This is a genomic window from Pseudomonas simiae, from assembly GCF_000934565.1.
Classification (GTDB): Bacteria; Pseudomonadota; Gammaproteobacteria; order Pseudomonadales; family Pseudomonadaceae; genus Aquipseudomonas; species Aquipseudomonas simiae.
On sequence record NZ_CP010896.1, the window covers coordinates 3,509,898 to 3,534,439 of the forward strand.

The 24,542-nt window shown below is 59.6% G+C and carries 18 protein-coding genes; 12 read left to right on the forward strand and 6 right to left on the reverse strand.

The window, feature by feature from the left end:
* Window position 1 precedes the first annotated feature (1 nt).
* The 5 genes from PF1751_RS15670 (at window position 2) to PF1751_RS15685 (ending at window position 9,311) form a co-directional block, all read left to right on the forward strand.
* On the forward strand, window positions 2–3,085 hold the full coding sequence (locus tag PF1751_RS15670; protein WP_044287328.1) for an efflux RND transporter permease subunit: 3,084 nt from the start codon (window positions 2–4) through the stop codon (window positions 3,083–3,085).
* 134 nt (window positions 3,086–3,219) lie between these two features.
* Window positions 3,220–8,019, forward strand: coding sequence for an RHS repeat-associated core domain-containing protein (locus PF1751_RS15675; protein ID WP_044288139.1), 4,800 nt, complete (start codon window positions 3,220–3,222; stop codon window positions 8,017–8,019).
* On the forward strand, window positions 8,016–8,384 hold the full coding sequence (locus PF1751_RS15680) for a hypothetical protein (protein WP_044287329.1): 369 nt from the start codon (window positions 8,016–8,018) through the stop codon (window positions 8,382–8,384). Before PF1751_RS15675 ends, PF1751_RS15680 begins: the two co-directional genes overlap by 4 nt.
* A gap of 37 nt (window positions 8,385–8,421) precedes the next feature.
* On the forward strand, window positions 8,422–8,706 hold the full coding sequence (locus PF1751_RS28450; protein ID WP_080923214.1) for a hypothetical protein: 285 nt from the start codon (window positions 8,422–8,424) through the stop codon (window positions 8,704–8,706).
* Complete coding sequence (locus PF1751_RS15685; RefSeq protein ID WP_329605911.1) at window positions 8,700–9,311, forward strand: hypothetical protein; 612 nt, start codon at window positions 8,700–8,702, stop codon at window positions 9,309–9,311. The genes PF1751_RS28450 and PF1751_RS15685 overlap by 7 nt, the downstream gene beginning before the upstream one ends.
* On the opposite strand, the gene PF1751_RS15690 is transcribed toward PF1751_RS15685, so the two are convergent.
* The 3 genes from PF1751_RS15690 to PF1751_RS15700 form a co-directional block, all read right to left on the reverse strand.
* Window positions 9,289–10,518, reverse strand: a complete 1,230-nt coding sequence (locus PF1751_RS15690; protein ID WP_044287331.1) for a M20/M25/M40 family metallo-hydrolase — start codon at window positions 10,516–10,518, stop codon at window positions 9,289–9,291. The two genes, PF1751_RS15685 and PF1751_RS15690, sit on opposite strands and share 23 nt — an antisense overlap.
* Window positions 10,519–10,566: 48 nt before the next feature.
* Window positions 10,567–11,625: a diguanylate cyclase gene (locus tag PF1751_RS15695; RefSeq protein WP_029529114.1), complete on the reverse strand. Its 1,059-nt coding sequence runs from the start codon at window positions 11,623–11,625 to the stop codon at window positions 10,567–10,569.
* Between the two features lie 80 nt (window positions 11,626–11,705).
* On the reverse strand, window positions 11,706–12,338 hold the full coding sequence (locus tag PF1751_RS15700) for a LysE family translocator (RefSeq protein WP_010209745.1): 633 nt from the start codon (window positions 12,336–12,338) through the stop codon (window positions 11,706–11,708).
* Window positions 12,339–12,461: 123 nt separating this feature from the next.
* Between PF1751_RS15700 and PF1751_RS15705 the strand changes: the two genes are divergently transcribed.
* Window positions 12,462–13,865, forward strand: coding sequence for an aminotransferase-like domain-containing protein (locus tag PF1751_RS15705; protein WP_042572181.1), 1,404 nt, complete (start codon window positions 12,462–12,464; stop codon window positions 13,863–13,865).
* A 1-nt stretch (window position 13,866) separates the two neighbouring features.
* On the opposite strand, the gene PF1751_RS15710 is transcribed toward PF1751_RS15705, so the two are convergent.
* On the reverse strand, window positions 13,867–15,288 hold the full coding sequence (locus PF1751_RS15710) for a serralysin family metalloprotease (protein ID WP_044287332.1): 1,422 nt from the start codon (window positions 15,286–15,288) through the stop codon (window positions 13,867–13,869).
* 293 nt (window positions 15,289–15,581) lie between these two features.
* On the opposite strand from PF1751_RS15710, the gene PF1751_RS15715 reads away from it, so the two are divergent.
* The 3 genes from PF1751_RS15715 (at window position 15,582) to PF1751_RS15725 (ending at window position 18,905) form a co-directional block, all read left to right on the forward strand.
* Window positions 15,582–16,322, forward strand: coding sequence for a response regulator (locus PF1751_RS15715; protein WP_010209741.1), 741 nt, complete (start codon window positions 15,582–15,584; stop codon window positions 16,320–16,322).
* Window positions 16,319–17,623: an ATP-binding protein gene (locus PF1751_RS15720; RefSeq protein ID WP_021492713.1), complete on the forward strand. Its 1,305-nt coding sequence runs from the start codon at window positions 16,319–16,321 to the stop codon at window positions 17,621–17,623. The genes PF1751_RS15715 and PF1751_RS15720 overlap by 4 nt, the downstream gene beginning before the upstream one ends.
* Before the next feature lie 199 nt (window positions 17,624–17,822).
* On the forward strand, window positions 17,823–18,905 hold the full coding sequence (locus PF1751_RS15725; protein ID WP_021492714.1) for an LLM class flavin-dependent oxidoreductase: 1,083 nt from the start codon (window positions 17,823–17,825) through the stop codon (window positions 18,903–18,905).
* A gap of 39 nt (window positions 18,906–18,944) precedes the next feature.
* Here the strand turns inward: PF1751_RS15725 and PF1751_RS15730 are convergent, their stop codons facing one another.
* Both PF1751_RS15730 and PF1751_RS15735 read right to left on the reverse strand, forming a co-directional pair.
* Window positions 18,945–19,739, reverse strand: coding sequence for a class II aldolase/adducin family protein (locus PF1751_RS15730; RefSeq protein WP_042572180.1), 795 nt, complete (start codon window positions 19,737–19,739; stop codon window positions 18,945–18,947).
* A gap of 107 nt (window positions 19,740–19,846) precedes the next feature.
* On the reverse strand, window positions 19,847–20,752 hold the full coding sequence (locus PF1751_RS15735; protein ID WP_042572179.1) for a LysR family transcriptional regulator: 906 nt from the start codon (window positions 20,750–20,752) through the stop codon (window positions 19,847–19,849).
* 217 nt (window positions 20,753–20,969) lie between these two features.
* Between PF1751_RS15735 and PF1751_RS15740 the strand changes: the two genes are divergently transcribed.
* The 3 genes from PF1751_RS15740 to PF1751_RS15750 all read left to right on the forward strand — a co-directional run bounded on the left by PF1751_RS15740 (window position 20,970) and on the right by PF1751_RS15750 (window position 24,542).
* Window positions 20,970–21,581, forward strand: coding sequence for a cysteine dioxygenase family protein (locus PF1751_RS15740; protein ID WP_021492716.1), 612 nt, complete (start codon window positions 20,970–20,972; stop codon window positions 21,579–21,581).
* Window positions 21,578–23,161, forward strand: a complete 1,584-nt coding sequence (locus PF1751_RS15745; RefSeq protein ID WP_044287333.1) for a rhodanese-related sulfurtransferase — start codon at window positions 21,578–21,580, stop codon at window positions 23,159–23,161. Before PF1751_RS15740 ends, PF1751_RS15745 begins: the two co-directional genes overlap by 4 nt.
* Before the next feature lie 406 nt (window positions 23,162–23,567).
* Complete coding sequence (locus tag PF1751_RS15750; protein WP_044287334.1) at window positions 23,568–24,542, forward strand: ABC transporter substrate-binding protein; 975 nt, start codon at window positions 23,568–23,570, stop codon at window positions 24,540–24,542.

Consider the following 24,542-nt stretch of genomic DNA (forward strand, 5'->3'; position numbering starts at 1 on the left):
CATGCGCGGTATCAACCTTTCCGAACTGGCGGTCAAGCATCGTGCGGTCACGTTGTTCCTGATCATTGCGATCCTCGCCGCCGGGATCTTTTCGTTTGGCAAACTGGGGCGCGCCGAAGACCCGTCCTTCACCGTCAAGGTAATGACCATCACCGCTGCCTGGCCTGGCGCCACCGCCCAGGAAATGCAGGAACAGGTGGCCGATCGCCTGGAAAAGCGCCTGCAAGAGCTGGACTACTACGACCGCGTCGAGACCATCGCCCAACCGGGTTTCGTATCGATGCGCATGACCTACAAGGAGTCCACACGCCCCAGCGAAATCCAGGACCTGTTCTACCAGACCCGCAAAAAGCTCAGCGACGAAGCCGCGAAGCTGCCCCAGGGCGTGATCGGGCCCTTCTTCAACGATGAATATTCCGATGTGTACTTCGCGCTGTACGCTTTGGAGGCCGAACATCTGCCCCATCGGCAACAGGTGCAGATGGCCGAAGAACTGCGCCAGGGTCTGCTCAACCTGCCGGGCGTGAAGAAGGTCAACATCCTCGGCGAACAGGCACAGCGCGTGTTTGTCGAGTTCTCCTATGAACGCCTGGCGACCCTGGGCATCAAGCCGGACCAGATCTTTGCCGCCCTCGCCGCACAGAATGCCGTGGCGCCATCGGGCTTCGTCGAGACCGCCGGGGCTCGCGCCTATATCCGCATCGACGGCGCGTTCGACAGCCTGTCACTGATTGAAAACGTACCGCTGGAAGTCAACGGCCGCGTGCTGCGCATCGCCGATGTGGCAACCGTCAGCCGTGGCTATGAAGACCCGCCCAGTTACCGCATCCGCCACCAGGGCGACCCGGCGTTGATGCTGGGTGTGATCATGGAGAAACACTGGAACGGCCTGGAACTGGACAAGAGCCTCAAGGCCCAGGAAGCGAAGATTCAGGCCGACCTGCCCCTGGGCGTGAACTTCGCCAAGGTCTCCGACCAGGCAAAAAATATCCGCCTGGCGGTGAACGAATTCATGCTGAAATTCTTCGTCGCCCTGGCCGTGGTCATGGTGATCAGCCTGTTGGCCCTGGGCTTCCGCGTCGGGTTGGTGGTGGCGGCGGCTGTGCCGCTGACCTTGTCAGTGGTGTTTGTGATCATGCTGCTGACCGGGCGCGAATTCGACCGCATTACCCTCGGCGCGCTGATCATCTCCCTAGGCTTGCTGGTGGATGACGCCATTATCGCCATCGAGATGATGGTGGTGAAGCTTGAGGAAGGCTTCGACCGGATCCACGCCGCCACCTTTGCCTGGAGCTCCACAGCGGCGCCGATGCTGACCGGTACGCTGGTGACCATCATTGGTTTCCTGCCGGTGGGGTTTGCGCGTTCCGGGGCCGGGGAATATGCCGGCAATATTTTCTGGATCGTCGGCTTTGCGCTGATTTCGTCGTGGTTGGTGGCCGTGGTCTTCACGCCGTACCTGGGCGTAAAGCTCTTGCCGCAGATCAAACCGGTGCCCGGCGGCCATGATGCGATTTACGCCGGGCGTTACTACCAGAAACTGCGCAGCCTGGTGCAAGCCTGCGTGCGGCGCCGCTGGCTGGTGACGGGGCTGGTCGTCGGCGCGTTTGTGCTGTGCGTGGCGGGCATGGGCGTGGTGAAGAAGCAGTTCTTCCCCAACTCCGACCGTTCCGAGCTGATTCTGGAGGTGTACATGCCGCCCGGCAGCGCCTTCAAAAGCACCGAAGCGGTGGCCGCGCGGCTGGAAAAAGCCCTGCTGCAAGAGCCGCAAACCACCCTGGTCGACACCTATGTGGGGGGCGGTGCACCACGCTTTTTCCTGTCGTTGAACCCGGAACTGCCGGACCCGGCGTTTGCCAAGCTGATCGTGCAAACCCCCGACTCTCATGCCCGCGACGCGTTGAAACTGCGCATGCGGGAGCGGATTGGCGCGGGTGAGTTTGCCTCGGCGCGGGTGCGCGTAACCCAACTGCTGTTTGGCCCGCCCGTGCCGTTCCCGGTGGTGTTCCGGGTCTCTGGACCCAATCTGGATGTGCTGCGTGGCGTGTCCGAAGACGTGCGCAAAGTCGTCGCCGCCAACACACTGACCAAGGACGCCTTCCTCGATTGGGGCGAGCGCACCAGCGGTTATCGGCTGGTGCTGGACCAAGACCGTCTGCGCCTGCTGGGCTTTACCCCCAACGAGGTGAAATCCCAGCTCAATGCCCTGCTCAGCGGCAACCCGATCACTGAAGTGCGCGAAGGCAACCGCACCGTCTCCGTGGTCGCCCGCGCCCAGGGTAGTCAGCGCGAGGACCTCGGCAACCTCAACAACATGACCCTCACCAACAGCGCCGGCACCTCTGTGCCGCTGGCCCAGGTCGGACATTTCCAGGCGGTGATGGAAGAACCGATCCTCAAGCGCCGCAATCGCGCGACCACCGTGGAAGTGCGCGCCGATATCATCGACGGCGTGCAACCGCCCGACGTGGAAATGGCCGTGTACAAAGACCTGCAGCCGCTGATCGCCAAACTGCCCGCCGGCTACCAGATCGATATTGGCGGCCCGGTTGAGGAAAGCGCCAAGGCTAACGTTGCCCTGGCCGCGCTGTTCCCGATCATGATCCTGCTGACCCTCACGGTGATCATGTTCCAGGTGCGTTCGTTCGGGGTGATGTTCATGGTCTTCGCCACTGCGCCGCTGGGCTTGATCGGTGCAGTGCCGACGTTGCTGCTGTTCAACCAGCCATTCGGCTTCAACGCGATCCTGGGCCTGATCGGGATTGGTGGGATCCTGATGCGCAACACACTGATCTTTACCGACCAGATCCGCCAGAACCAGGACCACGGCATGCCGATTCACGCGGCAATCATCGAGGCCACCGTACGGCGTGCGCGGCCGGTGATCCTGACCGCGTTGGCGGCGGCGCTGGCGTTTATTCCGCTGACGTTGTCGGTGTTCTGGTCGTCCCTGGCCTACGTACTGATCGGCGGCGTGCTGGTGGGCACGGTGTTGACGCTGTTGTTCCTGCCGGCGTTGTGCAGCCTGGTGCTGGGGCGTGAGAAGACGAGAGTTGTCGAAACTTCCCACATAACTGCCGGATAAGCTCTACTCCCCTCCTCCGGGAACCTCTGCAAAGTCCCTCGCCTGACTACACAGTGCGAGGGATTGCAGATGGATTTTCTTGTTGTTGGAGCGGTTTCTTGAACCCGGCCATTGGCAGGCTGGCCCTGACCCCAATGGATGTGAAGACGGTCGATATCGAGGGCGTCTTTCGCGACTTCCGGGATTGCCTGAACACTTTTGATGACTGGGCGGAAAGCTTCTGGAGCTTTTCCGCGCTGGATATTGAACAGGTCTTCAAGGTCGGGGATGAGGTGGCGCTGGTCGCGCCGATCAACCGCTCCCTTTTTCCGAGCAGCACCGTCGCTACTTGCCAGGCCACCGGCACGTTGACCTTGGTGCACATGTTTCAAAGCACGCGAGCTGTACCCATCGGCAACACGCCAGTGGTGCTTCAGCGCGTCGACCCCAACGGCGGCCCACTGGGCGAGCCGATCCACAAAACCATCGGCCCGAGCGGCATTCTCGAAGTCGACGAGTGTGAGCGCGACCAGCAGTACCGCGTCAGCTTCTATCCCAATGTCTCAAGAGACCACGTCAAGGCACTGTATGCGTCTTATCAAACGGTGATTGACGCGCTGGAAGTTCGCCTGCGCGAAGCGTGGGAAAGTACCTACGAAGCGCAGTGGAAGGATTACACAGACGCTCACCCTCTTGATCAACGCAGGATGCTGGAGAAGGCGTTTCTTCAGGGAATGGGTAAGGCGCTTTACAGCCTTTGGGACAACTTCACGCAACTGTATGGCCTGCTGGCGGATATCCAGACCCACAGTGAGAAGTGGCTGCAATACGTTACCCAGACCGAACTTGATGAACTGCTGAAACTGGGCAAGGAGGCCATTGGCCGCGGACTGCTGGTGCTCAGCGATGAACCGCTGGTGTTTATCTATGTGTCGGCGATATCCAGTTGGATACGGATGTTGCCGCCGCAAGAAATGAACGAGGTGATGGGGGAAATCACCGGCGATGTATTGATCGGGCTGCTGCTCGTGAGGGTTGCAGGCGCCATGGGTGTGACCCTGCGCCTGGGCCCCCAGGTGGTGGGGCATATCAAATCCGGCCGCACGCGTAGATGGCTGGAGAGGCTGGCCGATCAGCTCGTCGGGCCTCGGTTGGACGCGCATGTCGAAGCGGCCAAGCCATTGTTGCTGGGCAGCGCGGCGACGCCGATCAGGGTAATTCCGGATGTGCCATTGAAGGTTGGGGATCAGGTGGTTGCCAACCCGGTACCGCTGGTTCGGGACAAGGCCACGCAACGGACGGTGTTGGTGCGGCAGGAGCCTGTCGACGATGTGCCTGCTTCCGCTCGAAACCCGGCTGGGAATGCCGCTGCGTCTTCGGACAAGACAGCCACCAACGGGTGCCCGGTGTCGATGGTCACGGGCGAGGAACTGCTGACCCTCACCGATGGAACGCTGGACGGGCTCTTGCCATTTGAGTGGACCCGCTTGTACCGCAGCAGTGCGGTGGAAATGGATTGCGGGTTGGGGTTTGGCTGGAGTCACTCGCTGGCGCATCGGCTGAGTGTTTCCGGCGATGCGGTGGTGTGGACCGATCATGAAAATCGCTCGACCACCCTCCCCTTGCCCACTGTTTCGCGACCTGCAATTACCAACAGCCTGGCCGAAGCGGCGATCTACCTGGGGGCTGTGCCCGATGAGTTAGTCCTGTCTCAAGGGTCACGTTTCTACCACTTCCACGACGGTGTGCTGACAGCGATCAGCGATGCGTATGACAACCGGCTGCGCATTTGCAGGGATTTTCTAGGACGCATTGAGCGGCTGGATAACGGTGTCGGACGTTCGCTGTTTTTGCGCTATGCCTCGAGCCGGATCGTGGCGGTGGATTACCAGATCGAGCGGGCTGTCGATGACGGCCCATTTGTCTGGGTAACAGAGCAGACCGTTGTTGCCTACGCCTATGACGACGCTGGGCGACTGATTTCGGCGACCAATGCGGTCGGTGAAAGCGAGGTTTACCGGTACGACGATCAGCACGTAATTCTTGAGCGTGGCTTGGCCGGTGGGGCAAGTTTTTTCTGGGCCTGGGAACGGTCTGGCAAGGCCGCGCGGTGTGTCCGGCACTGGGCCAGTTTCTCGCAGATGGACACGCGGTACGCCTGGGATGACAACGGGCAGGTCACGGTGTTTAACGCCGACGCAAGCCAGGAAGTCTACGTGCATGACCTGCGGGCGCGGCTGGTGCAGCGCGTGGACCCTGACGGTGCCCAACACTTTAAGTCCTACGATGACAAAGGCCGACTGACGGTTGAGCAGGATCCGCTGGGAGCGATCACGGCGTATCAGTACGACGAAGCCGGGCGTTTGGTGGCGCTGTTTCCGGGGGACGATGAGCCGACGACCTACGAGCATGACAATGGATTCGTACGGGTTGTAAGGCGGGGTCACGCGGTCTGGAAATACGAGCGTAATGACCAGGGCGACGTGACGCGCAAGACCGACTCTGACGGCAACGCTACTGACTACAGCTACAACAAATATGGGCAGCTGGTTGGTGTTTGGTACCCGGATCACAGCTGTCATCGGCTGGTGTGGAATGAGCGTGGGCAGTTGCTTGAGGAGCAGTTGCCGAACGGTGGCGTTAAGCGCTATCGCTATGACGACCTTGGGCGACAGGTTGCCCGTGAAGATGCACAGGGGGCGCTAACCCAGTATCAGTGGGACAGCGTAGGTCGGTTGATCCGTGTTGTGCTACCGGGCGGTGCCGCACGGGAATACAGCTACAACGCTTACGGAAAAATCACCTCCGAACGCGATGAACTGGGTCACCTCACCCGCTACGAATACGCCGACGGCCTGCACCTGATCAGCCGTCGCATCAACGCTGATGGCACCCAGGTCAAATACCGGTACGACAACGTTAGGTTATTGCTGACCGAGATCGAAAACGAGGTGGGCGAAACCTACCGACTCCAATACCACAGCAACGGCCTGATCCAACAGGAAACCGGCTTTGATGGCCAGCGCACGGCTTACGTCTACGACCTCAACGGCAACCTTCAGGAGAAGACCGAACACGGCGATGACGGCAGTCAGCTGGTTACCCGTTACGAGCGTGACCATGCCGGTCGCCTCGTAAGAAAAACCCTACCCGACGGCAGCCTTGTCGATTACGCCTACGACCGTCAGGGGAATCTCTTAAGCGTCGAAAACGGCCACTGGGCGTTGGCCTACGAGTACGACAGCCAAAACCGTCTCACCGCCGAACACCAAGGCTGGGGCACGCTGCGCTATGGCTACGACGCCTGCGGCCAACTGCAAAACCTGCGCCTGCCGGACAACAACCGTCTCACCTTCAACCACGACAAAGGCGGCCACCTCGCCACCGTCGAGCTGAACGGCACGGTGCTGACGTCCCACCTATTCAAAGCCGGCCAGGAACTCCAACGCCAACAAGGCCAACTGATCAGCCACTACCACTATGACGACCAGCAACGCCTGCACGCCCACGCCGTCACCCAGCAACAACACACCCTTTACCAGCGCCACTACGACTACGACCAATCCGGCAACCTCACCCGCCTCCTCGACACTCGCAAAGGCGAGCATCACTACCACTACGACCCACTAAACCGCCTCACCCGCGCCGACCACTCCCAAGGCGAGCAAGAACGCTTCGCCCACGACCCGGCTGGCAACCTGCTCATGCAAAACCGCCCCGGCCCCGACATCGTCGCGGGCAATCGCCTGATGATCCAGGGCGACCACCACTACGACTACGACGCCTTCGGCAACCTTATCCGCCAACGACGCGGCAAAGGCCACGCGCTCGTCACCGAATACCGCTACGACTGCCAGCACCGTCTGATCGGCATTAAAAAACCCAATGGCCAGACCGCCAGCTACCGCTATGACCCGTTTGGGCGGCGCATCAGCAAAACCGTTGACGGCATCACTACGGAGTTTTTCTGGCAGGGCGACACACTCATCGCCGAACACCAAGCGGATCGCCATCGCAGTTACCTCTACGAACCCGACAGCTTCAGGCCATTGGCGCTACTGGAAGGCTTTGGTCCAAACGAAACCAAGCCCTATCACTACCAACTCGACCACCTCGGCAACCCACAGGAACTCACCGCCCCAGATGGCGAAATCGTCTGGTCCGCCCACTACCGCGCCTACGGCGAAATCACTCGTCTCGACATCGGAAAAATCGACAACCCGCTGAGCTTCCAGGGCCAATACGTCGATGAAGAAAGCGGGCTGCACTACAACCGCCATCGCTACTACAATCCGGATATTGGTCGCTACCTCACGCCGGACCCGGTGAAGTTGGCGGGTGGGATCAATGCGTACCAGTACGTGCCCAATCCTATAGGGTGGGTAGATCCATTAGGGCTGAACGCCTGTCCTGACAAGAATGGTTGCGAGCCAAACGCTTCCGCCCAAAAACCAGCTGAAAGTGTTAATCACTCAGAGCCGGCCCTACCGCAACTGACAAGTAGGCAGCGACAAGCAAGAATTGATGAGCTTGCCGAATCAAATGCTCATCGGCGTTTATCGGAACTCGAGGGATCAATTCCGGGAGCACACTTCTTGGAAAAACATGGGGCTCAGACGTCGCGAGAGTCTCAGCTCGAACGAGTGATGACAGCTACAAATCCCACTACCGGCGAAGTCGAGACCTTTCTTAATGGGAGAAGAAGGGGGCTACCAAGGCCACCCAGTGCCGCTACTCACTTTCTAAACCACAGGGACCAATTGAACGCAATTTACCGCTCACAACTCATCTTCAAGCTTACTGACCATTCGAGGTCAAAAGAGCCAATGCACATGGGAAAAATAATTGGTGAAGGATACAAGCGAGAAGGGTACGAATATGGAAAACAAAGAAAAGCCAGAGTTTTTTTGAATGACGAAGGCAAACCTATTACAGCATTTACGGAGTTCGAATGAAACTTAAGCCAAGCACATCAATCACCCAAGGTTTGCTATTCACCTACTGCGTCGAAAACGCAAAAAATCCGGCTAGAGAAGAACTCATCGCAGCCACAAACATTAACAATGACAAAGAACTGGAAAATCTATTCAACAAACTTACAAAACCAGAATTCGTCAGATACAAAGTCGACGAAAGGCAACGTCATGTTGAAAACCTAGAATACCTGCTACAAACAGATGAAGATTTTGAATCAGTGTTCTATCTTTTCGACACACATTTTGAAGACGAGATCACCGACAAACGGCGTTTCATGAAAGTGTTGCTAAAATGCCTTAAAAAATATCATAAAGAAGCAACCTTAAAAAAAACCGACATCTGATTAACATACAAGCAAACACACTAAAGGACTATAAATAATGCAATTGAGCTCCCAGTTCAAAAGTCATAAAATGCAATTCGCTGCTCTAAATGAAGCTTCCACACGCACAACTCAAAACCTCGACCCATTCACCGGAGAGGACTACTACGGAAATCCCATCGTCCGGATAGAAATGCAAGGTTGTGGAAGAGGATACATACCGAACCCCACAGATTTAAACAACCCGACACTTGATGAAAACATGAATACGGCAATTGCTAAATTTGATCGCGAGACAAAGAAACTTTACACCGTATTTCCAGTGAGCGACTATCAATGTTAAAACACCCTTTTCTGAATATCCCGTACCAGCCAAAGCTTAGATACTTCCTCGGACCATTCGACATCTACGACCGCGAAGAGACGCTAGGTAAAGAGCTCGAAACTTATGACATAAACAATGAGACCGACAGGGAGCGATTAATTAAAAAATACATAATAGACAAAAGCACAGATTTAAATTATCGACATCGAAAAGTCTTAGTTGACAAATTGAGCGTTGCGCTCAATGACGAAACATATAATTTTTCGCACGTGCTACGCCAGGCTCCTGGGTTCTACTGTTCCCTGCCCAGGGGATGGAGCGACATGGTAAGGCCTCGAGGCTTTTTCGAAGATATATATCGGTTAGCGAATGAATGGTGGAAGACGACCTTCAAAAAGCCAGCCTTGAGGACCAATCAACTTGGTAATACTACTCTCCAAGGCATTGTGGCAAGCTGGCTTGCTCGCGTTGGGCCGCTCAGCGGCCCCACTCCAGGCAATAGGGTTTTCAGGCGGATCGGCATCACCTGTTTTGGGGCAGCTTCGCAGCCCAACGCAGGGCAAGCCTGCCCACCACAAAAGCAAGCCAATCAGCGGAAAATCACCGCTTCGAAAGCTCCATAATCATCCGACTAAGCAAATAAACCCGCGGCACCACGCTCTCAACCTCCGCATACTCCTCCGGGGTATGAATATTCCCGCCGACAATCCCAAACCCATCCAACGTCGGCGTCCCCACCCCAGCCGATAAACTCGCGTCTGCCGCGCCACCGCTGCCTTCAATCGTCAGCTTCTTGCCCAACTCCCCATAAATCCCCTGGGCAATCGCCACTAACTTGTCCGATTCCGGCGTCTGCGGCATCGGTGGTAACCCACGCTGCAAGCTGGTCTTCACTTCGGTTTCCGGGATCAGTTTGTTCGCTGATACGCGGGCCAGGTCTTTCTCGATGCGGTCAAACTCCTCCGGCAACGCCGCGCGCACGTCCGCCTTGGCGGTGGCCTGGTCGGGAATGACGTTGGTACGGTCGCCGGCCTTGATCACGGTGAAGTTGATGGTGGTTTTCTTCTCTTCATCCCCCAGCTTGCCCAGTTGCAGAATCTGGTGCGCCGCTTCCATCGCAGCATTACGCCCGAGTTCCGGGGCGACGCCGGCGTGGGCGGCTTTGCCTTTGACTTCAACCACGGCGGTGGCGCTGCCTTTGCGCCAGACCACCAGGCCATCGGCTGGGCGGCCGGGTTCGAGGTTGAGAGTGACGTCGTGGGCCTTGGCGGTCTTGCGGATCAGATCAGAGGCGGCGTCGGAGCCGGTTTCTTCGCTCGCGTCGAGCAGGAAGGTGATCTGCGCATAGTCCTTGAAGCCCTGGTCCTTGAGGACTTTGAGCGCGTAGATGCCGGCGACGATGCCACCCTTGTCATCCATCACGCCAGGGCCATAGGCGCGACCGTCCTTGATGTGGAACGGACGCTCGGCGGCCGAGCCTTCCTTGAACACCGTGTCCATATGGGCCATCAGCAGGATCTTGGCCTTGCCGGTGCCCTTGAGGGTGGCAACCACGTGACTGTTGTTGGCCGCTTTATCCGGCACCAGCTCAATCGAGAAACCCAGCTGTTTCAACTCGTCCACAGCAATGTCGCGCACTTGCGTCAGGCCCGGTTCATAGCCGGAACCCGAGTCGATGTTCACCAGGCGCTCCAGCAGTTTCAGGGCGTCGGCCTTATACTGCTCGGCGTGTGCCTGGATCTGTTTGTGGGGTTCGGCGCTGTAGGCCGGCACGGCGAAGGACATGGCCAGGGTGGCGGCCAGGAGGGTACGGGGGAAGTTGAAGAGCATGAACCGATCCTTGTTTTTTGTTGGAAGGTGCCGTGACACCCTACTCCACTAGACCGATCGCAACCAACCCTCCTGTACCGTGCTGACGCGGTTCCGCCCACTGCTTTTGGCGTCGTACAAGGCCTGGTCGGCGTCATTCAACCAACTGGTCGAATCTGCGTGGGTCGGTTGATACGGCGCCAGGCCGATGCTCAGGCTGACGCGCAGGGTCGGGTCCTGGGCGTAGGCCAAGGCGTTGAAGCGATCGCGCAAGGCGTCCATCACTTCTGTGGCGCGGTTGAGCGGCATGCCCGGCAGGATCACGCAGAACTCATCACCCCCGTAACGCCCGGCCAGGTCGGTGGCGCGCAGGTTCTGGCGCAACACTTTGCTGAGCTGGCGCAGGACGATATCGCCGGTGACATGGCCGTAGGTGTCATTGATGGTCTTGAAATGGTCGATGTCGATCAGCGCAATGACGGCGCCCATGGAATCGCGGCGACAGCGTTGGAACTCGATCTCAAGGTGATCCTTCCAGGCGCCGTGGTTGAGCAGCCCGGACAGACTGTCAGTGCGGCTAAGGGCCAGCAGTTCACGTTTATGTCGTGCCAGGGTCAGCGCCTGACGGTAGCAGATCCACCCTAAGGCCAGCGGATACAGCATCAGGATCGGCAGGCAGGCGTAGAGCTGCGCCTGGGTGGTCACAGCGATGAATGCGGGCGTGAAGATCAGCAACGCAGTGCCCAGACCCAACGCCTGCGCCACCCACCCCGCCAGCATGAAGCGCGGGCCGCCGATGGCCACGTTGTTCATGCTCATCATCGACAAGGTGGTCACGCTCGGCAGCGGGTTGAAGTGCATGGCGCCGACCCAGAACCCACCACAAAAGGAATCGAACAATAGATTGCGCCGTTCACTGCGCAGGGCGCTGGCGCTGCGCCGCGTCAGTTGAAAAGCCACATGCGGCCAGACAAAGGCATTGATCAACATCCAGGCCCACACCCACCAGGCCGGGTCCAGGGGATACATCCCGAACACCACGCAGACAAATCCGAGCGTCAGCCCGAGGGTACGGGATCTGTACAACCGAGAAGCGAGCGGAAGTCCGGTGCCTTCTGCAGCTGACATGGTGGGGTGAGATCCTGAATGAATGCCTGGAGTCTATCAGGGTAACGGCAGATCGCCACTATTGCTCGTTAGCTCAAGACTCAGTGGGCAAAGCCCCGCGCCAGCATCATTGCCACGCCCAGCAGCAACACGGCCGTGATGCGCTGCAACAACACACGGCGCTTGGGGTTTTCCAGCACATGCTTGATGCGCTGACCGAAGTAGCAATACAGGCAGCCGCTGGCGAATTGCAGCAACAGGAACGTCAGCCCAAGGATCGCAATGTCCACCGTCGAACGGCTCGCCCCGGTACCGGCGAACTGGGGGAACACGGCACTGAACATGATGAGGGTCTTGGGATTGGAGAACCCAGTCAGCAAGCCCTTGCCAAACAGGTTGCGCGCCGCTTCGACCTGGCCGATCCGTTCGATCACCACGCCGCTGCTGGTCCACTGTTTGTAGGCAAGATGCAGGATGTACGCCACGCCGACCACCTGGATAACCTGGGTGATCACCGGATAGCCCTTGATCAACTCGGAAAAGCCCACGGCAAAGATCAGGATCGAAATCAGGTACGACACACTGGCGCCGATCTGCGCCGGGATCGAACGGCGCAGACCGTCACGCACGCCCAGGCTCAACAACAGCAGAGTCATGGGGCCGGGGCTGAAGGTCATGGTGGCGCAAAACAGCAGGAAATACAGGAACGAGGAGAGGGTTAACGCACTTGTCATGGCCGGGGACCTGGAGGATGGAGCCCGCAGTCTAGGCAGTTGGCATTGCGCAAGGCAGGTAAAGTGAGGCCTAATCCGCCCGAACTTTACCGGTAAAACTTCCAGCAAAGGCAAGGACGTCGCGTGTTCGTATCAGCCATCACCTTTGTAGAAGGCACCCCCAAGGTGCTACAGATCGTAGAGGCGTTCAGCCAGGCCATCGAAAACGGCGAATGGACGCCCGGCAGCAAGTTGCCCTCGGTGCGCGAACTGACCGAGACACTGGGTGTGAGCAAGTTCACCCTCAATGAGGCCCTTGACCGCCTGCGCGGGCGCAACCTGCTCACTTCCAGTCAAGGCCGTGGCTATTTCGTCGCGACAGACCGTGCACGCCCGACAACCTCGAACTGGGTCGATCTGCTGCCACAGGACCTGCTCAGCGTGTTGCGTCGACCGCTTGCGACGGCCCACGGCGACCTGCGCCCCGGCGGCGGCCACCTGCCGGAAACCTGGCTGGACAGCGAAGCCCTGCGCCAAACCCTGCGCAGCGTGGTGCGGGCGCCGTCGCTGCGCATCGCCAGCCTGGGCACACCGGCCGGGTTGCTGCCTTTGCGCCAGGCGCTGCAACAGAAGCTGCACGGCGAGGGCCTGTCGGTGTCGGTGGAACAAATCATCACCACTCCCAACACCGTACAAGGCCTGGACATGCTGATGCGCCTGCTGGCACGTCCCGGTGACACGGTCCTGCTCGACGCACCGTGCTACTTCAACTTCCACGCCAACCTGGCCTTGCACGGGGTCAAGGTGGTGACGATCCCGCGTCGCCCCGACGGTTTTGATTTCACGGCCCTCGAACAGCTGCTGGCCGAGCATCGCCCCAGCCTGTACTTGACCACCAGCGTGTTGCACAACCCCACCGGCCACTCCTTAAGCCCCGGCCAGGCGTTCCGCCTGCTGCAACTGACCGAGCGCTACCACTGCCATATCGTCGAGGACGACCTCTACGGCGACCTGCACCCCAACCCGCCGCCGCGCCTGGCCGCCCTCGCCGGCCTGGACCAGGTCACCTACCTGTCGGGCTTCTCCAAGATCCTCAGCGCCAACGCCCGCGTCAGCTTTGTGGTGGCCGCACCGCAACTGGCAGCCAACCTCACCAACATGAAACTGATGAGCGGCGGCGTGACCTCCGAGCTGTTCGAGCAGGTCGTGTACCGCATGCTCAGCGAAGGCAGTTACGCCAAGCACCGCAAGCGCATGGTGCAGCGCTTGATGGAGGCCGGTGGACGCGTGGAGCAATGGCTCAAGCGTTGCGGCTGCGAGCTGCCGATGGGTTACGAAGGCGGAATGTTTATCTGGGCGCGGCTGCCGCCTGGGGTCAACGGCGAGCTGCTGGCCCAGGCGGCATTGAAACAGGGCATGGTGCTGGCACCGGGCGCGCTGTTTGGCTACGACCCGGTCCAGCGTGATTCGATGCGCTTCAATGTGGCCCACAGTGATGAGCCACGGGTGCAGCAGCTGTTTGAGACGCTGTTGCGAAGCACCGGCTGAATCAACTCACGATGTCGCTCTGCTGCAATTTGCCGTGGACCACCAGGAGAAAGGCCGGCTCGTCAGGTTTGCCGCTGATTTGCAACGTACTCCTCTGAACTGCCGGGTCATAGGTCACCATCGCTTCACCGCTGGCGCCCGAAAATGCACGCACGAACGTCAGCGGCTTGTCGCCCAGCGTCGCGCGGATCCCGGACACATCCACGCGGTCTTCGCCACTGACAAAGTCCATGATCTGATCCGGCGCGTCGCGGGTCGACTCGTTGGTTTTCCCGTAGACAAAGACGTCATTGCCTTTGCCGCCCCACAAGATGTCCGCCCCGCCCGCCCCATATATGCGGTCGTTGCCCTCTCCACCGTTGAGGGTGTTGGCCGCGTCGTTACCCACTAGCAAATCATTGCCGAAGCCGCCCACAGCGTTTTCGATAGTCACGCCATAGGCAATCGAGACATTGCCCTTGAGGCCGCCGACATCCGAAAACGTCCCGGCCTTGAGACTGATCTGTTGGTCCTGCTGGTAGCCGGAGAAGTCCAATGTGTCGGTGCCGCCGCCATCCCAGATGGCAGCGACCATCTTGTCCTGGTCGGCCTTGACGCTGAGGAAATCCCGATCGGTATTGGAATTGAAACCGTAGGTGGTGTCGTCCTTGCGGGTTTCAGGGTTGGCGCCGTATTCCTGTTGATAGGCGCTGATATCGTCAAGTTGCGGCGCCGACGCGCGGATGCCGCCGTGATTCATATAGCCGTGACGTTCGCCCAAGTAACTCATGGTGGTATGGCTTTCGGAGTCTTCCAGATACCCGGCTTTGGCAGACCCGGAACTGACGTCGTATTGGCTAGGGTGGCTCAATCCCAAGGCATGGCCCAACTCATGCACGAGGGTGAAGCGACCTGCATCACCGTGGGACGCATTCGGCACGCTCTGATCGTCTTTTGTATCGACGAACCAAGCATCGCCGCTGAATCTGTCCTTGGGGTTGGGCAAGGACGTCTGAGGATAAGCCGCAACGGACTGGCCCTTCTTATTGTACAAATCAGCGTAATTGCCGAGGGTGATGTGACCTTCGCTGCTCGCCGTTTTCGGCCCCTCGGTAAACCTCACGTTTGCCACATCCGCAATGGATTGCAAGCTGCGCCGGGTCTGTTGCCTTTGATTTTCGAGCACGTGAGTGAACCCGGATTTATTGTGCTGTCTTTGATGCTTGTCCTCGGGAGGCTCTCGAAACGTATAGGTCACATCATAACGGCCGTCGCCGTTCTTATCCGGCCAGCCAGCACTCCCACGCCAAAGTCGTGCGGTTGCTTCTTCGGGCGTCTTGGACGGTAATCCGTTGTGCTGGATGCCGCCACCGCGATCATCTCGGTGCTGAAACTGTTCAATCGTCTGGAATGTGGTGCTCGCTCGCGAGGTAATGGCTGTCATGAATGCGCTCTCATCAGGCAATGAAGCCTGATCTTGCAACCTTGGGCACATAATCGGATGTGCGTTTAAGCCGGGAATTCGAGCGATTACGTTCAAGTGAATCCATCGTTTTATGCCCGCAGCGCGTAGGACGTCGCTCAACGCTTGCGCTCCCCTGGAGCATTGACGCCGCAATTTTGCTTCATCGTGTATCTCCTTATCGCCAGATACACTGCAATACAAAGGGCACAAGGCAAAGGCGCCGACAGTGGCTAGACTGCGCCCCAATGAGTAATTAACGAGGAAGGCACAGCATGGATCATGTCGATCACATCCTGATCGTCGATGACGACCGGGAGATCCGCGAACTGGTAGGCAACTACCTGAAGAAGAACGGCATGCGTACTACCGTGGTCGCGGACGGCCGTCAGATGCGCAGCTTCCTCGACACCACCCCGGTGGACCTGATCGTGCTGGACATCATGATGCCCGGTGATGACGGCCTACAGCTGTGCCGCGAACTGCGAGTCGGCAAACACAAGGCCACGCCGGTGCTGATGCTCACCGCGCGCAACGATGAAACCGACCGCATTATCGGCCTGGAAATGGGCGCCGACGACTACCTGGTCAAACCCTTCGCCGCCCGTGAACTGCTGGCGCGTATCAACGCCGTATTGCGCCGCACGCGGATGCTGCCGCCGAACCTTGTGGTCAGTGAAACCGGACGATTGATCCGCTTCGGTCGCTGGCGCCTGGACACCACCGCCCGCCATCTGCTCGACGACGATGACACCCTCGTGGCGCTGAGCGGTGCCGAATACCGCTTGCTGCGGGTGTTCCTCGACCACCCGCAACGCGTGCTCAACCGCGACCAGTTGCTTAACCTGACCCAGGGCCGCGACGCCGACCTGTTCGACCGTTCCATCGACCTGCTGGTGAGTCGCCTGCGTCAACGTCTGCTGGATGACGCCCGTGAACCGGCCTATATCAAGACCGTGCGCAGCGAGGGCTACGTGTTCTCCCTGCCGGTGGAAATCCTCGGGGCCGAGCAATGACCTTCAGGTTGGGATGGCCGCGCACCCTGGCATCACAACTGTCGCTGATCTTCCTGATCAGCCTGGTGTGCGCCCATGGCTTGTCCTTCAGTGCGCAATTCTACGAGCGCTACATCAGCGCGCGCACCGCCATGCTGGGCAACCTGGAAAACGATGTGTCCACCTCGGTGGCGATCCTCGACCGGCTGCCGGTCAACGAACGGGCCAGCTGGTTGCCGCGTCTCGACCGTCAGAACTATCGCTACCTGCTCAACGCGGGCGAGACCGGCGAACCGATGAGCAGCGATGATGTGCCCATGGCCGCCACCTCGATCGCGGATGCGCTGGGTGAACACTACGCGCTGACCTTCCGCGACATCCCCGGTATTCAGAAGCACTTCCAGGCGCACCTGAACCTGGCCGATGGCAGCCCGATCACCATCGACGTGCGCCCCGCCGCCCTGCCGGTCGCCTATTGGCTGCCGGTGGTACTGGTGCTGCAACTGGCTCTATTGCTGGGCTGCACCTGGATCGCCGTGCGCCTGGCCATCCGCCCGCTGACCCGCCTGGCCCGCGCCGTGGAAACCCTCGACCCCAACGCCCATCCCACACCGCTGGACGAACAGGGGCCAACCGAAGTTGCCCATGCCGCTGCCGCGTTCAATGAAATGCAAAAACGCATCGCCGAATACTTGAAGGAACGCATGCAGATCCTGGCGGCGATTTCCCATGACCTGCAAACCCCGATCACCCGCATGAAACTGCGCGCTGAGTTCATGGAAGATAGCGCCGAACGCGACAAGCTCTGGAGTGATCTGGGCGAGATGGAACACCTGGTACGCGAAGGCGTGGCCTATGCGCGCAGCGTTCACGGCGCTACCGAAACCAGCCACCGGATCAACCTCGATGCGTTCCTCGACAGCCTGGTGTTCGACTACCAGGACATGCACAAACAGGTCAGCCTCACGGGAAAAAGCGCAGTCGTGTTCGACACGCGCCCCCACGCCTTGCGCCGGGTGCTGGTGAATCTGGTGGACAATGCATTGAAGTTTGCAGGCAGTGCCGAACTGGAAGTGGGCTCGACGGCGGACGGGGAATTGTCGATCAAGGTATTGGATCGTGGCCCCGGAATTGCCGAAGACGAACTGGTTCAGGTCATGCAGCCATTCTACCGCGTCGAAAGTTCACGCAACCGCGGCACCGGTGGCACCGGACTGGGCTTGGCGATTGCACAACAACTGGCAGTCGCGATAGGCGGCTCGCTGACCTTGAGCAATCGGCCGCAAGGTGGGTTGTGTGCCGAGATACGCCTGGGGCTTTAAGCCTCAGAGACCGGTGTTGCCGGTGCGGGATACAGATGCAAATTACTGATACATCAACTCACCCATGATTCAACATTTTAATAATTAGGATAGAACCAATCGGCATTTTACAGCCCTGGCTTCGGCCCCTACTTTAGAGGCGAATAACCGACCCCCTGCCCGGTGGAGGTGTCCATCACGCACTGAACCAGGACAGACCATGAGCATCGAATTCATCGGCTACATTGGCGGCCATCACGCTTCCGAAATTCACCCACGCAGCGGCCCTACCCTGCAACCCGACTACATCGAGACCGTGGCCCGCGCTCACGAACAAGCCGGCTTCGACCGCGCGCTGGTGGCCTTTCACTCCAACAGCCCGGACAGCACGCTGATCGCCTCCCATGCCGCCAGCGTGACGCAAAAACTTCAATTCCTCATCGCCCATCGCCCCGGTTTCGCCCAGCCTACCTTGGCGGCGCGCCAATTCGCCACGCTCGACGTGTTCAACGGCGGGCGCACGGCAGTGCACATCATCACCGGTGGTGACGACCGCGAATTGCGTGCCGATGGCAGCCACATCGGCAAGGACGAACGCTACGCACGTACCGATGAATACCTGAGCGTGGTGCGTCAGGAATGGACCAGCGAACAACCTTTTGACTTCAAGGGCACCTACTATCAGGTCGAAGGTGCACATTCCACGGTGAAGTCACCGCAACAACCGCACATCCCCTTGTATTTTGGCGGTGCGTCCAAAGCCGCGATCGAAGTGGCGGGCAAACACGCCGATGTGTACGCGCTGTGGGGCGAAACCTATGAACAAGTGCGCGAGATCGTGACCCAGGTACGCGCCGAAGCGGCCAAGCATGGACGCACGATTCGTTTCAGCCTTTCGTTGCGGCCGATCCTTGCCGAGACCGAAGAACTGGCGTGGGCACGGGCCGACCGCATCTTGCAGCAGGCCACCGAGCTGGCAGAGAAAAATGGATTTGTCCGACGTGAACCGCCGAACGAAGGCTCGCGCCGGTTGCTCGCGGCGGCGGCGCAGGGATCGCGGCTGGATAAACGTTTGTGGACGGGGATTGCCGGGCTACTGGGGGCACAGGGCAACTCAACGTCACTGGTGGGCACGGCTGAGCAAGTCGCGGAGGCATTGGTGGATTACTACGACCTGGGGATTACCACGTTCCTGATTCGTGGGTTTGATCCTTTGAATGATGCCATCGACTATGGCAAGCGCTTGATTCCTCTCACCCGTCAGCTGATCGCTGAACGCGAACAGGCCCAGCAAGTGGCTTGATTCATAGGGGAGCTGGTTAGCCAGCTCCCTTAGGAAAGTTCAGTTCTTGTAGTCGGTATCACTGCGCTCCAACTGCCGAATCAACGCATTCCAATGCCGCGCCACGCCCGGTCCTTCGCCGCTGGCGTTCGCCTTGGCCTGTTGCTCGACCTTCTCCACCACGTCCACCGGCGGGAAGATCAACGCCGCATTCCCCGCTGCCTGGGCTGCGATCTGGATATTGCAGGCCCGCTCCAGTTGCTGCAGTTGCTGAAACGCATGCTCTACGCTAACGCCGGCGGTCAACAACCCATGATTACGCAGGATCATCACACTTTTGTCGCCCAAGTCCGCGACTAATCGCTCGCGCTCGTCCAGGTCGAGGGCAATGCCTTCATAGCCGTGGTACGCCACACGCCCGGAGAAACCAATGGAATGCTGGGAAATCGGCAACAGGCCGTCTTTTTGCGCCGACACCGCAATACCGTCGCGGGTGTGGGTGTGCAGCACCGCTTGCAGGTCGTGGCGTGCGCCGTGGATGGCGCTGTGGATCACATAGCCGGCGTAGTTGATGCCAAGGCCGGTAGGGTCGTCGACGATAGTGCCGTCGAGGTCGACCTTGACCAGGTTGGACGCATTGATTTCATCGAACAACAACCCAAATGCATTGATCAGGAAATGCGCGTCCGGGCCCGGCACGCGAGCGGAGAAGTGGGTGTAGATGTGATCGGTCCACTTGTACAACGCCGCCAGGCGATAGGCGGCGGCCAGTTTGACGCGCACCTCCCATTCTTCCGCAGTGACGCGCTGGCGTACAGGGTTGGAAACGTTGGAAATCGAGGTGACGCTGCTCATGGCAAAACTTCCTGGATGGCCTTAAGGACTTCCAGGCAAGCCTATGGGATGCAAAAAAATAATAAAAAGCACATTTTAATCTAAGCTAATTATTATTATTTTTCATATCAAGCTGCATGCTTGATCGGGTGCAACGAGGCAGCTACTAACTTGCCAAACGCATCCACCGGCCCTTGCAGGTTGCCCAGGAAGTGCGGATAGATCAGCCACAGATCCATCACCGGCTTGAAATCCTTGAGCGGCATCACCGCCAGTTGCTCACGGTGCACACTGCGCTCCAACAACGGGCGTGGTACCAGGCCAAGGCCCAGGCCGTCCGCCACCAACCCCAGTTGTAGCTCAGTGCCAAACGTCTCCAGGTTCACCCGCAATGCCAGCCCCTGATCGGACAAGGTCCGCTGCAACCCCGCGCGGAAACCGCAGCCATCCGGATTGAGAATCCAGCCGTTCTGGTACACATCCGCCAGTTTGCAGGGCTTCTTCGGCAGTTGCGCCTTGGCGCAGACCACCACCAGCTCCATCTTGCCGATCGACTCGCCGACGATGTTGTCCGGGAAGATCTTGCCCGCCGGGAACAGTGCCGCCGCCGCATCCAACTCGCCGCGCTCGATCTTGCCCACCAATTGGCTGCCCCAGCCCGTAGCGACCTGGGCGCGCAGGTCCGGATACTCCGTACGCAGGTGTTTGAGCGCGTCCAGCAGCACCACATCACCTATGGTCTGCGGCACACCCAGGCGCAACAGGCCGGTGGGGGGTGCGTCAGTGGCCACCAGTTCACGCAGGGCGTCCATCTCGCGCAGGATCAACCGGCACTGCTCGTAGACCCGGGTGCCGATCAGCGTAGGCTTGAGAGGTTTGGTATTGCGGTCGAATAGCTCCACCCCCAGCGCCTGCTCGAAGTTCTGCACCCGGCGAGTGATAGCCGGCTGGGTCAGCTGCAACGACTCGGCGGCATGGCTGATGGACTGGCAACGAATCACTTCGACAAAGGCATCGATATCGTCAATTTTCATTTGGGCCGCACATAGAGAACAGTCATTAAGATGTGTGGGAAGCATAGTTGCAGGAACGAAGTCTGGATAGCCCGCGCTGTGATCGATAACGTCTTACACTATTCAGATCGGTTCTAAATTACCTTCGGCTATAAGCTAATCATTAAAAAATAGCATATTAACAATAAACATTATGCTTAGATAAACCCATCATTACCGACCACACGATGGAATTGTCATGACCCAGGCCCGACACCCCGAGAGACTTAGAGCCTTCATAGGCGCCCTGGCGGAATTGATCGACGGCAATCCACGCGAGGGCGACCTGCTGCACCGTGGCGGCAAGTTGCTGGCGCAACTGGTCAGCCATGATGACTGGCTCCCCGATGAGTTCGCCCAACCCGATCCCGAGCGCTATCAACAATTCCTGCTGCATGCCGACTCGCGCCAGCGCTTCAGCATCGTCAGTTTTGTCTGGGGACCAGGACAAAGCACGCCGATCCACGACCACCGGGTATGGGGATTGATCGGGATGCTGCGCGGCTCGGAGTTCTCCCAAGGGTTCGAACGCGCCCCCGATGGCAGCCTGATTGCCGATGGCAAGCCGGTCCGGTTGGTGCCGGGCCAAGTCGAGGCTGTGTCGCCCAAGGTCGGTGACATTCACCAGGTGAGCAACGCCCACAGCGACCAGGTGTCGATCAGCATCCACGTGTACGGCGCCAATATCGGTGCGGTGCGCCGCGCGGTGTACCAGCCCGACGGCAGCGAGAAACTGTTTATCTCCGGTTATTCCAACGCCTTCCTCCCGAACATCTGGGATTTGTCTAAAGAAAAGAGCCCTGCCCTATGACCCCTGTATCGACCCGCAGCTTTGCGCAGATTCGCCAGGCCCTGTTGGACCGTGAAGAAGTCGCCCTGGTCGACGTGCGCGAAGAAGCGCCGTTCGCCGAATCCCATCCGTTGTTTGCCGCGAACATTCCGCTGTCGAAACTGGAACTGGAGGTGTATTCACGCATCCCGCGGCGCGATACCGAGGTCACCGTCTACGACAACGGCGAAGGCCTGGCTGTCCGTGCTGCCGAGCGCCTGGGCGAGTTGGGCTACACCCGGGTCAGCCTGCTGGAAGGTGGGTTGGACGGTTGGCGCAAAGCCGGTGGCGAGCTGTTCATCGACGTAAACGTGCCGAGCAAGGCATTTGGCGAACTGGTGGAGAGCGAACGACACACGCCGTCACTGGCCGCCGAAGAAGTGCAGGCCCTGCTCGACAGCCAGGCCGATGTGGTGGTGCTCGACGCGCGGCGCTTTGACGAATACCAGACCATGAGCATTCCCACCGGCATCAGCGTGCCCGGTGCCGAGTTAGTGTTGCGCGCCCGCGAACTGGCGCCGGACCCGGCCACCCGCATCATCGTTAACTGCGCCGGGCGCACCCGCAGCATTATCGGCACCCAGTCGCTGATCAATGCCGGCGTGGCCAACCCCGTCTCGGCGCTGCGCAACGGCACCATCGGCTGGACACTGGCCGGGCAGACGCTCGCACACGGCCAGTCGCGCCGCTTTGCGCCGACCTCGGAAGAGCACCGCCAGCTCGCCGCTACCGATGCGCGTCGGGTTGCCGACAAGGCTCGCGTCGGCCGTGCCACTCTGGCCGATCTGCACGCCTGGCAGCGGGAGCAGAAACGTACGACGTACCTGTTCGACGTACGTACTCCGGAAGAATTTGACGCCGGGCATCTGCAGGGCGCGCGCTCCACGCCAGGCGGTCAGTTGGTGCAGGAAACCGACCACGTCGCCAGCGTGCGTGGCGCACGGTTGGTGTTGGCGGATGACGACGGCGTGCGCGCAAACATGTCCGCCTCCTGGCTGGCCCAACTGGGTTGGGAAGTGTACGTGCTGGATAACCTGCAGCCCGCGCAATTCAGCGAGAAAGGCGCCTGGGTCGCACCAGTGCCGGCACCGCCCCAGGCCGAACTGATCAGCCCCCATACCCTCGCCGAATGGCAGGCCCATGGCGACACCGTGGTACTGGACTTCACTGCCAGCGCCAACTACGTGAAGCGCCACGTCCCCGGTGCCTGGTGGGCCCTGCGCGCACAACTGCCCCAGGCCCTGGCCAAGGTGCCCACCGCCCAACGCTATGTGCTGACGTGTGGCAGCAGCCAACTGGCGCGCCTGGCGGTAGCTGAAGTCGAAGCCATCACCGGCAAGCCCGTGTTCCTGCTGCAAGGCGGCACCGCCGGCTGGATCGACGCGCAACTGCCACTCGAAGAAGGTGAAACTCACCTGGCCTCACCGCGCATCGACCGCTACCGCCGTCCGTACGAAGGCACCGACAATCCCAAGGAAGCCATGCAGGCGTATCTGGATTGGGAATTCGGCCTGGTCGACCAACTGGCCCGCGACGGCACCCATGGTTTCTATGTGATCTGAAATCCCCCAAGCTGCCTGCACCCACACGCGGCGCAGGCTTTAATCCGGATGCCCGCGTTTTCGTTGACGGTTTTCGCGAGCAAGCTCGCTCCTACAGGGCGTCGCCATGACATCAACGCGTCCCCTTTTACCGGGCGTGGGCGACGACTATGCATGCTTGCTGAACAAACGGGGCGACACCCATTATCGGGGCCTGTAGGGCAACCTGACCCTGACCCGAATCACACCAAAAAATACGGCTAGAGAATAATATTCTTCCACTTAATCATTTATTTTCATAATTACAATATAACCAAAAAGAACTTCACAGCCAGTTTTTATAGGCATAACGTTAACCCATGCACCGACCCCTTCTCCAGGCGGAGGTAAACGAACCTTTTCTTGATCTGCCTGGAGCCTGCATTCCATGGTCTTTACCACCCCCTTCAAGCGCCTGCTCCTGGGCACCGCACTCGCCTTCGGCCTGATCGGCAGCAGCCACGCCGCCGACCTGCAACCGCTGCGCGTAGCCAATCAGAAATCCACCATCAAAGCACTGCTGGAAGCTTCCGGCGAATCGGAAAACGTGCCCTACGACATTCGCTGGGCGGAGTTCCCCTCCGCCTCACCCCTGGGCGAAGCCTTGAATGCCGGGGCCGTAGACATCGGCGCCCTCGGTGATGCGCCCTACGTGTTCGCCCTGGGTGCCGGTGCGTCGCTCAAGGTGGTCAGCATCATTCACGCTGAGGGACGTAACACCACCGCCCTGGTCGTCCCCAAGAACTCACCGATCAAGACCGTCGCCGACCTCAAGGGCAAGAAGATCGTCACCGGGCGCGGCTCCATCGGCCATTACCTGGCGATCAAGGCCCTGGCCACCGCCGGCTTGACCACCCAGGATGTGCAGTTCATTTTCCTGCTACCAAGCGAATCGCGCCTGGTGCTGGATAACGGTACTGCCGACGCCTGGGCCACCTGGGACCCGTACACCACGGTGGTCACCTCGCAAAGCCAGGCCCGCGTGCTGATCAGTGGCAACAAGCTGTTGAGCAATCACCTGTACCTCGCGGCCACCCGCCAAGCCATCGCCGACAAGCGCCCGCAACTGGATGACTTTGTCGCCCGCGTCGACCGCGCTTATGCCTGGGCCAACGTGCACCCTCATGAATACGCGGCCGCCCAGGCCAAGATCACCGGCCTGCCGCTGGATGTGCATGTCGAAGTGGCCAAGGACACCCACCTGACACCGGTCGTCATCGACGACGCGGTTATCAGCGGCCTGCAAACGACCGCCGACACCTACCAAAAAGAGGGCCTGTTGCTCAAGCACATCGACGTGTCTCAGGGCTTCGACAAGAGCTTCAACGCCAAGCGTGTCCCCCTTTCCCAAGCATCGCGCTAA

Bases quoted from the DNA above. Each gene is read 5' to 3' on its own strand.
- PF1751_RS15720 (WP_021492713.1), top strand. From the start codon at position 16,319: ATGACCTTCAGGTTGGGATGGCCGCGCACCCTGGCATCACAACTGTCG.
- PF1751_RS15750 (WP_044287334.1), top strand. From the start codon at position 23,568: ATGGTCTTTACCACCCCCTTCAAGCGCCTGCTCCTGGGCACCGCACTC.
- PF1751_RS15680 (WP_044287329.1), top strand. From the start codon at position 8,016: ATGAAACTTAAGCCAAGCACATCAATCACCCAAGGTTTGCTATTCACC.
- PF1751_RS28450 (WP_080923214.1), top strand. From the start codon at position 8,422: ATGCAATTGAGCTCCCAGTTCAAAAGTCATAAAATGCAATTCGCTGCT.
- PF1751_RS15740 (WP_021492716.1), top strand. From the start codon at position 20,970: ATGACCCAGGCCCGACACCCCGAGAGACTTAGAGCCTTCATAGGCGCC.
- PF1751_RS15745 (WP_044287333.1), top strand. From the start codon at position 21,578: ATGACCCCTGTATCGACCCGCAGCTTTGCGCAGATTCGCCAGGCCCTG.
- PF1751_RS15700 (WP_010209745.1), bottom strand. From the start codon at position 12,338: ATGACAAGTGCGTTAACCCTCTCCTCGTTCCTGTATTTCCTGCTGTTT.
- PF1751_RS15690 (WP_044287331.1), bottom strand. From the start codon at position 10,518: ATGCTCTTCAACTTCCCCCGTACCCTCCTGGCCGCCACCCTGGCCATG.
- PF1751_RS15675 (WP_044288139.1), top strand. From the start codon at position 3,220: ATGGATGTGAAGACGGTCGATATCGAGGGCGTCTTTCGCGACTTCCGG.
- PF1751_RS15730 (WP_042572180.1), bottom strand. From the start codon at position 19,739: ATGAGCAGCGTCACCTCGATTTCCAACGTTTCCAACCCTGTACGCCAG.
- PF1751_RS15685 (WP_329605911.1), top strand. From the start codon at position 8,700: ATGTTAAAACACCCTTTTCTGAATATCCCGTACCAGCCAAAGCTTAGA.
- PF1751_RS15710 (WP_044287332.1), bottom strand. From the start codon at position 15,288: ATGACAGCCATTACCTCGCGAGCGAGCACCACATTCCAGACGATTGAA.
- PF1751_RS15725 (WP_021492714.1), top strand. From the start codon at position 17,823: ATGAGCATCGAATTCATCGGCTACATTGGCGGCCATCACGCTTCCGAA.
- PF1751_RS15695 (WP_029529114.1), bottom strand. From the start codon at position 11,625: ATGTCAGCTGCAGAAGGCACCGGACTTCCGCTCGCTTCTCGGTTGTAC.
- PF1751_RS15670 (WP_044287328.1), top strand. From the start codon at position 2: ATGCGCGGTATCAACCTTTCCGAACTGGCGGTCAAGCATCGTGCGGTC.
- PF1751_RS15715 (WP_010209741.1), top strand. From the start codon at position 15,582: ATGGATCATGTCGATCACATCCTGATCGTCGATGACGACCGGGAGATC.
- PF1751_RS15735 (WP_042572179.1), bottom strand. From the start codon at position 20,752: ATGAAAATTGACGATATCGATGCCTTTGTCGAAGTGATTCGTTGCCAG.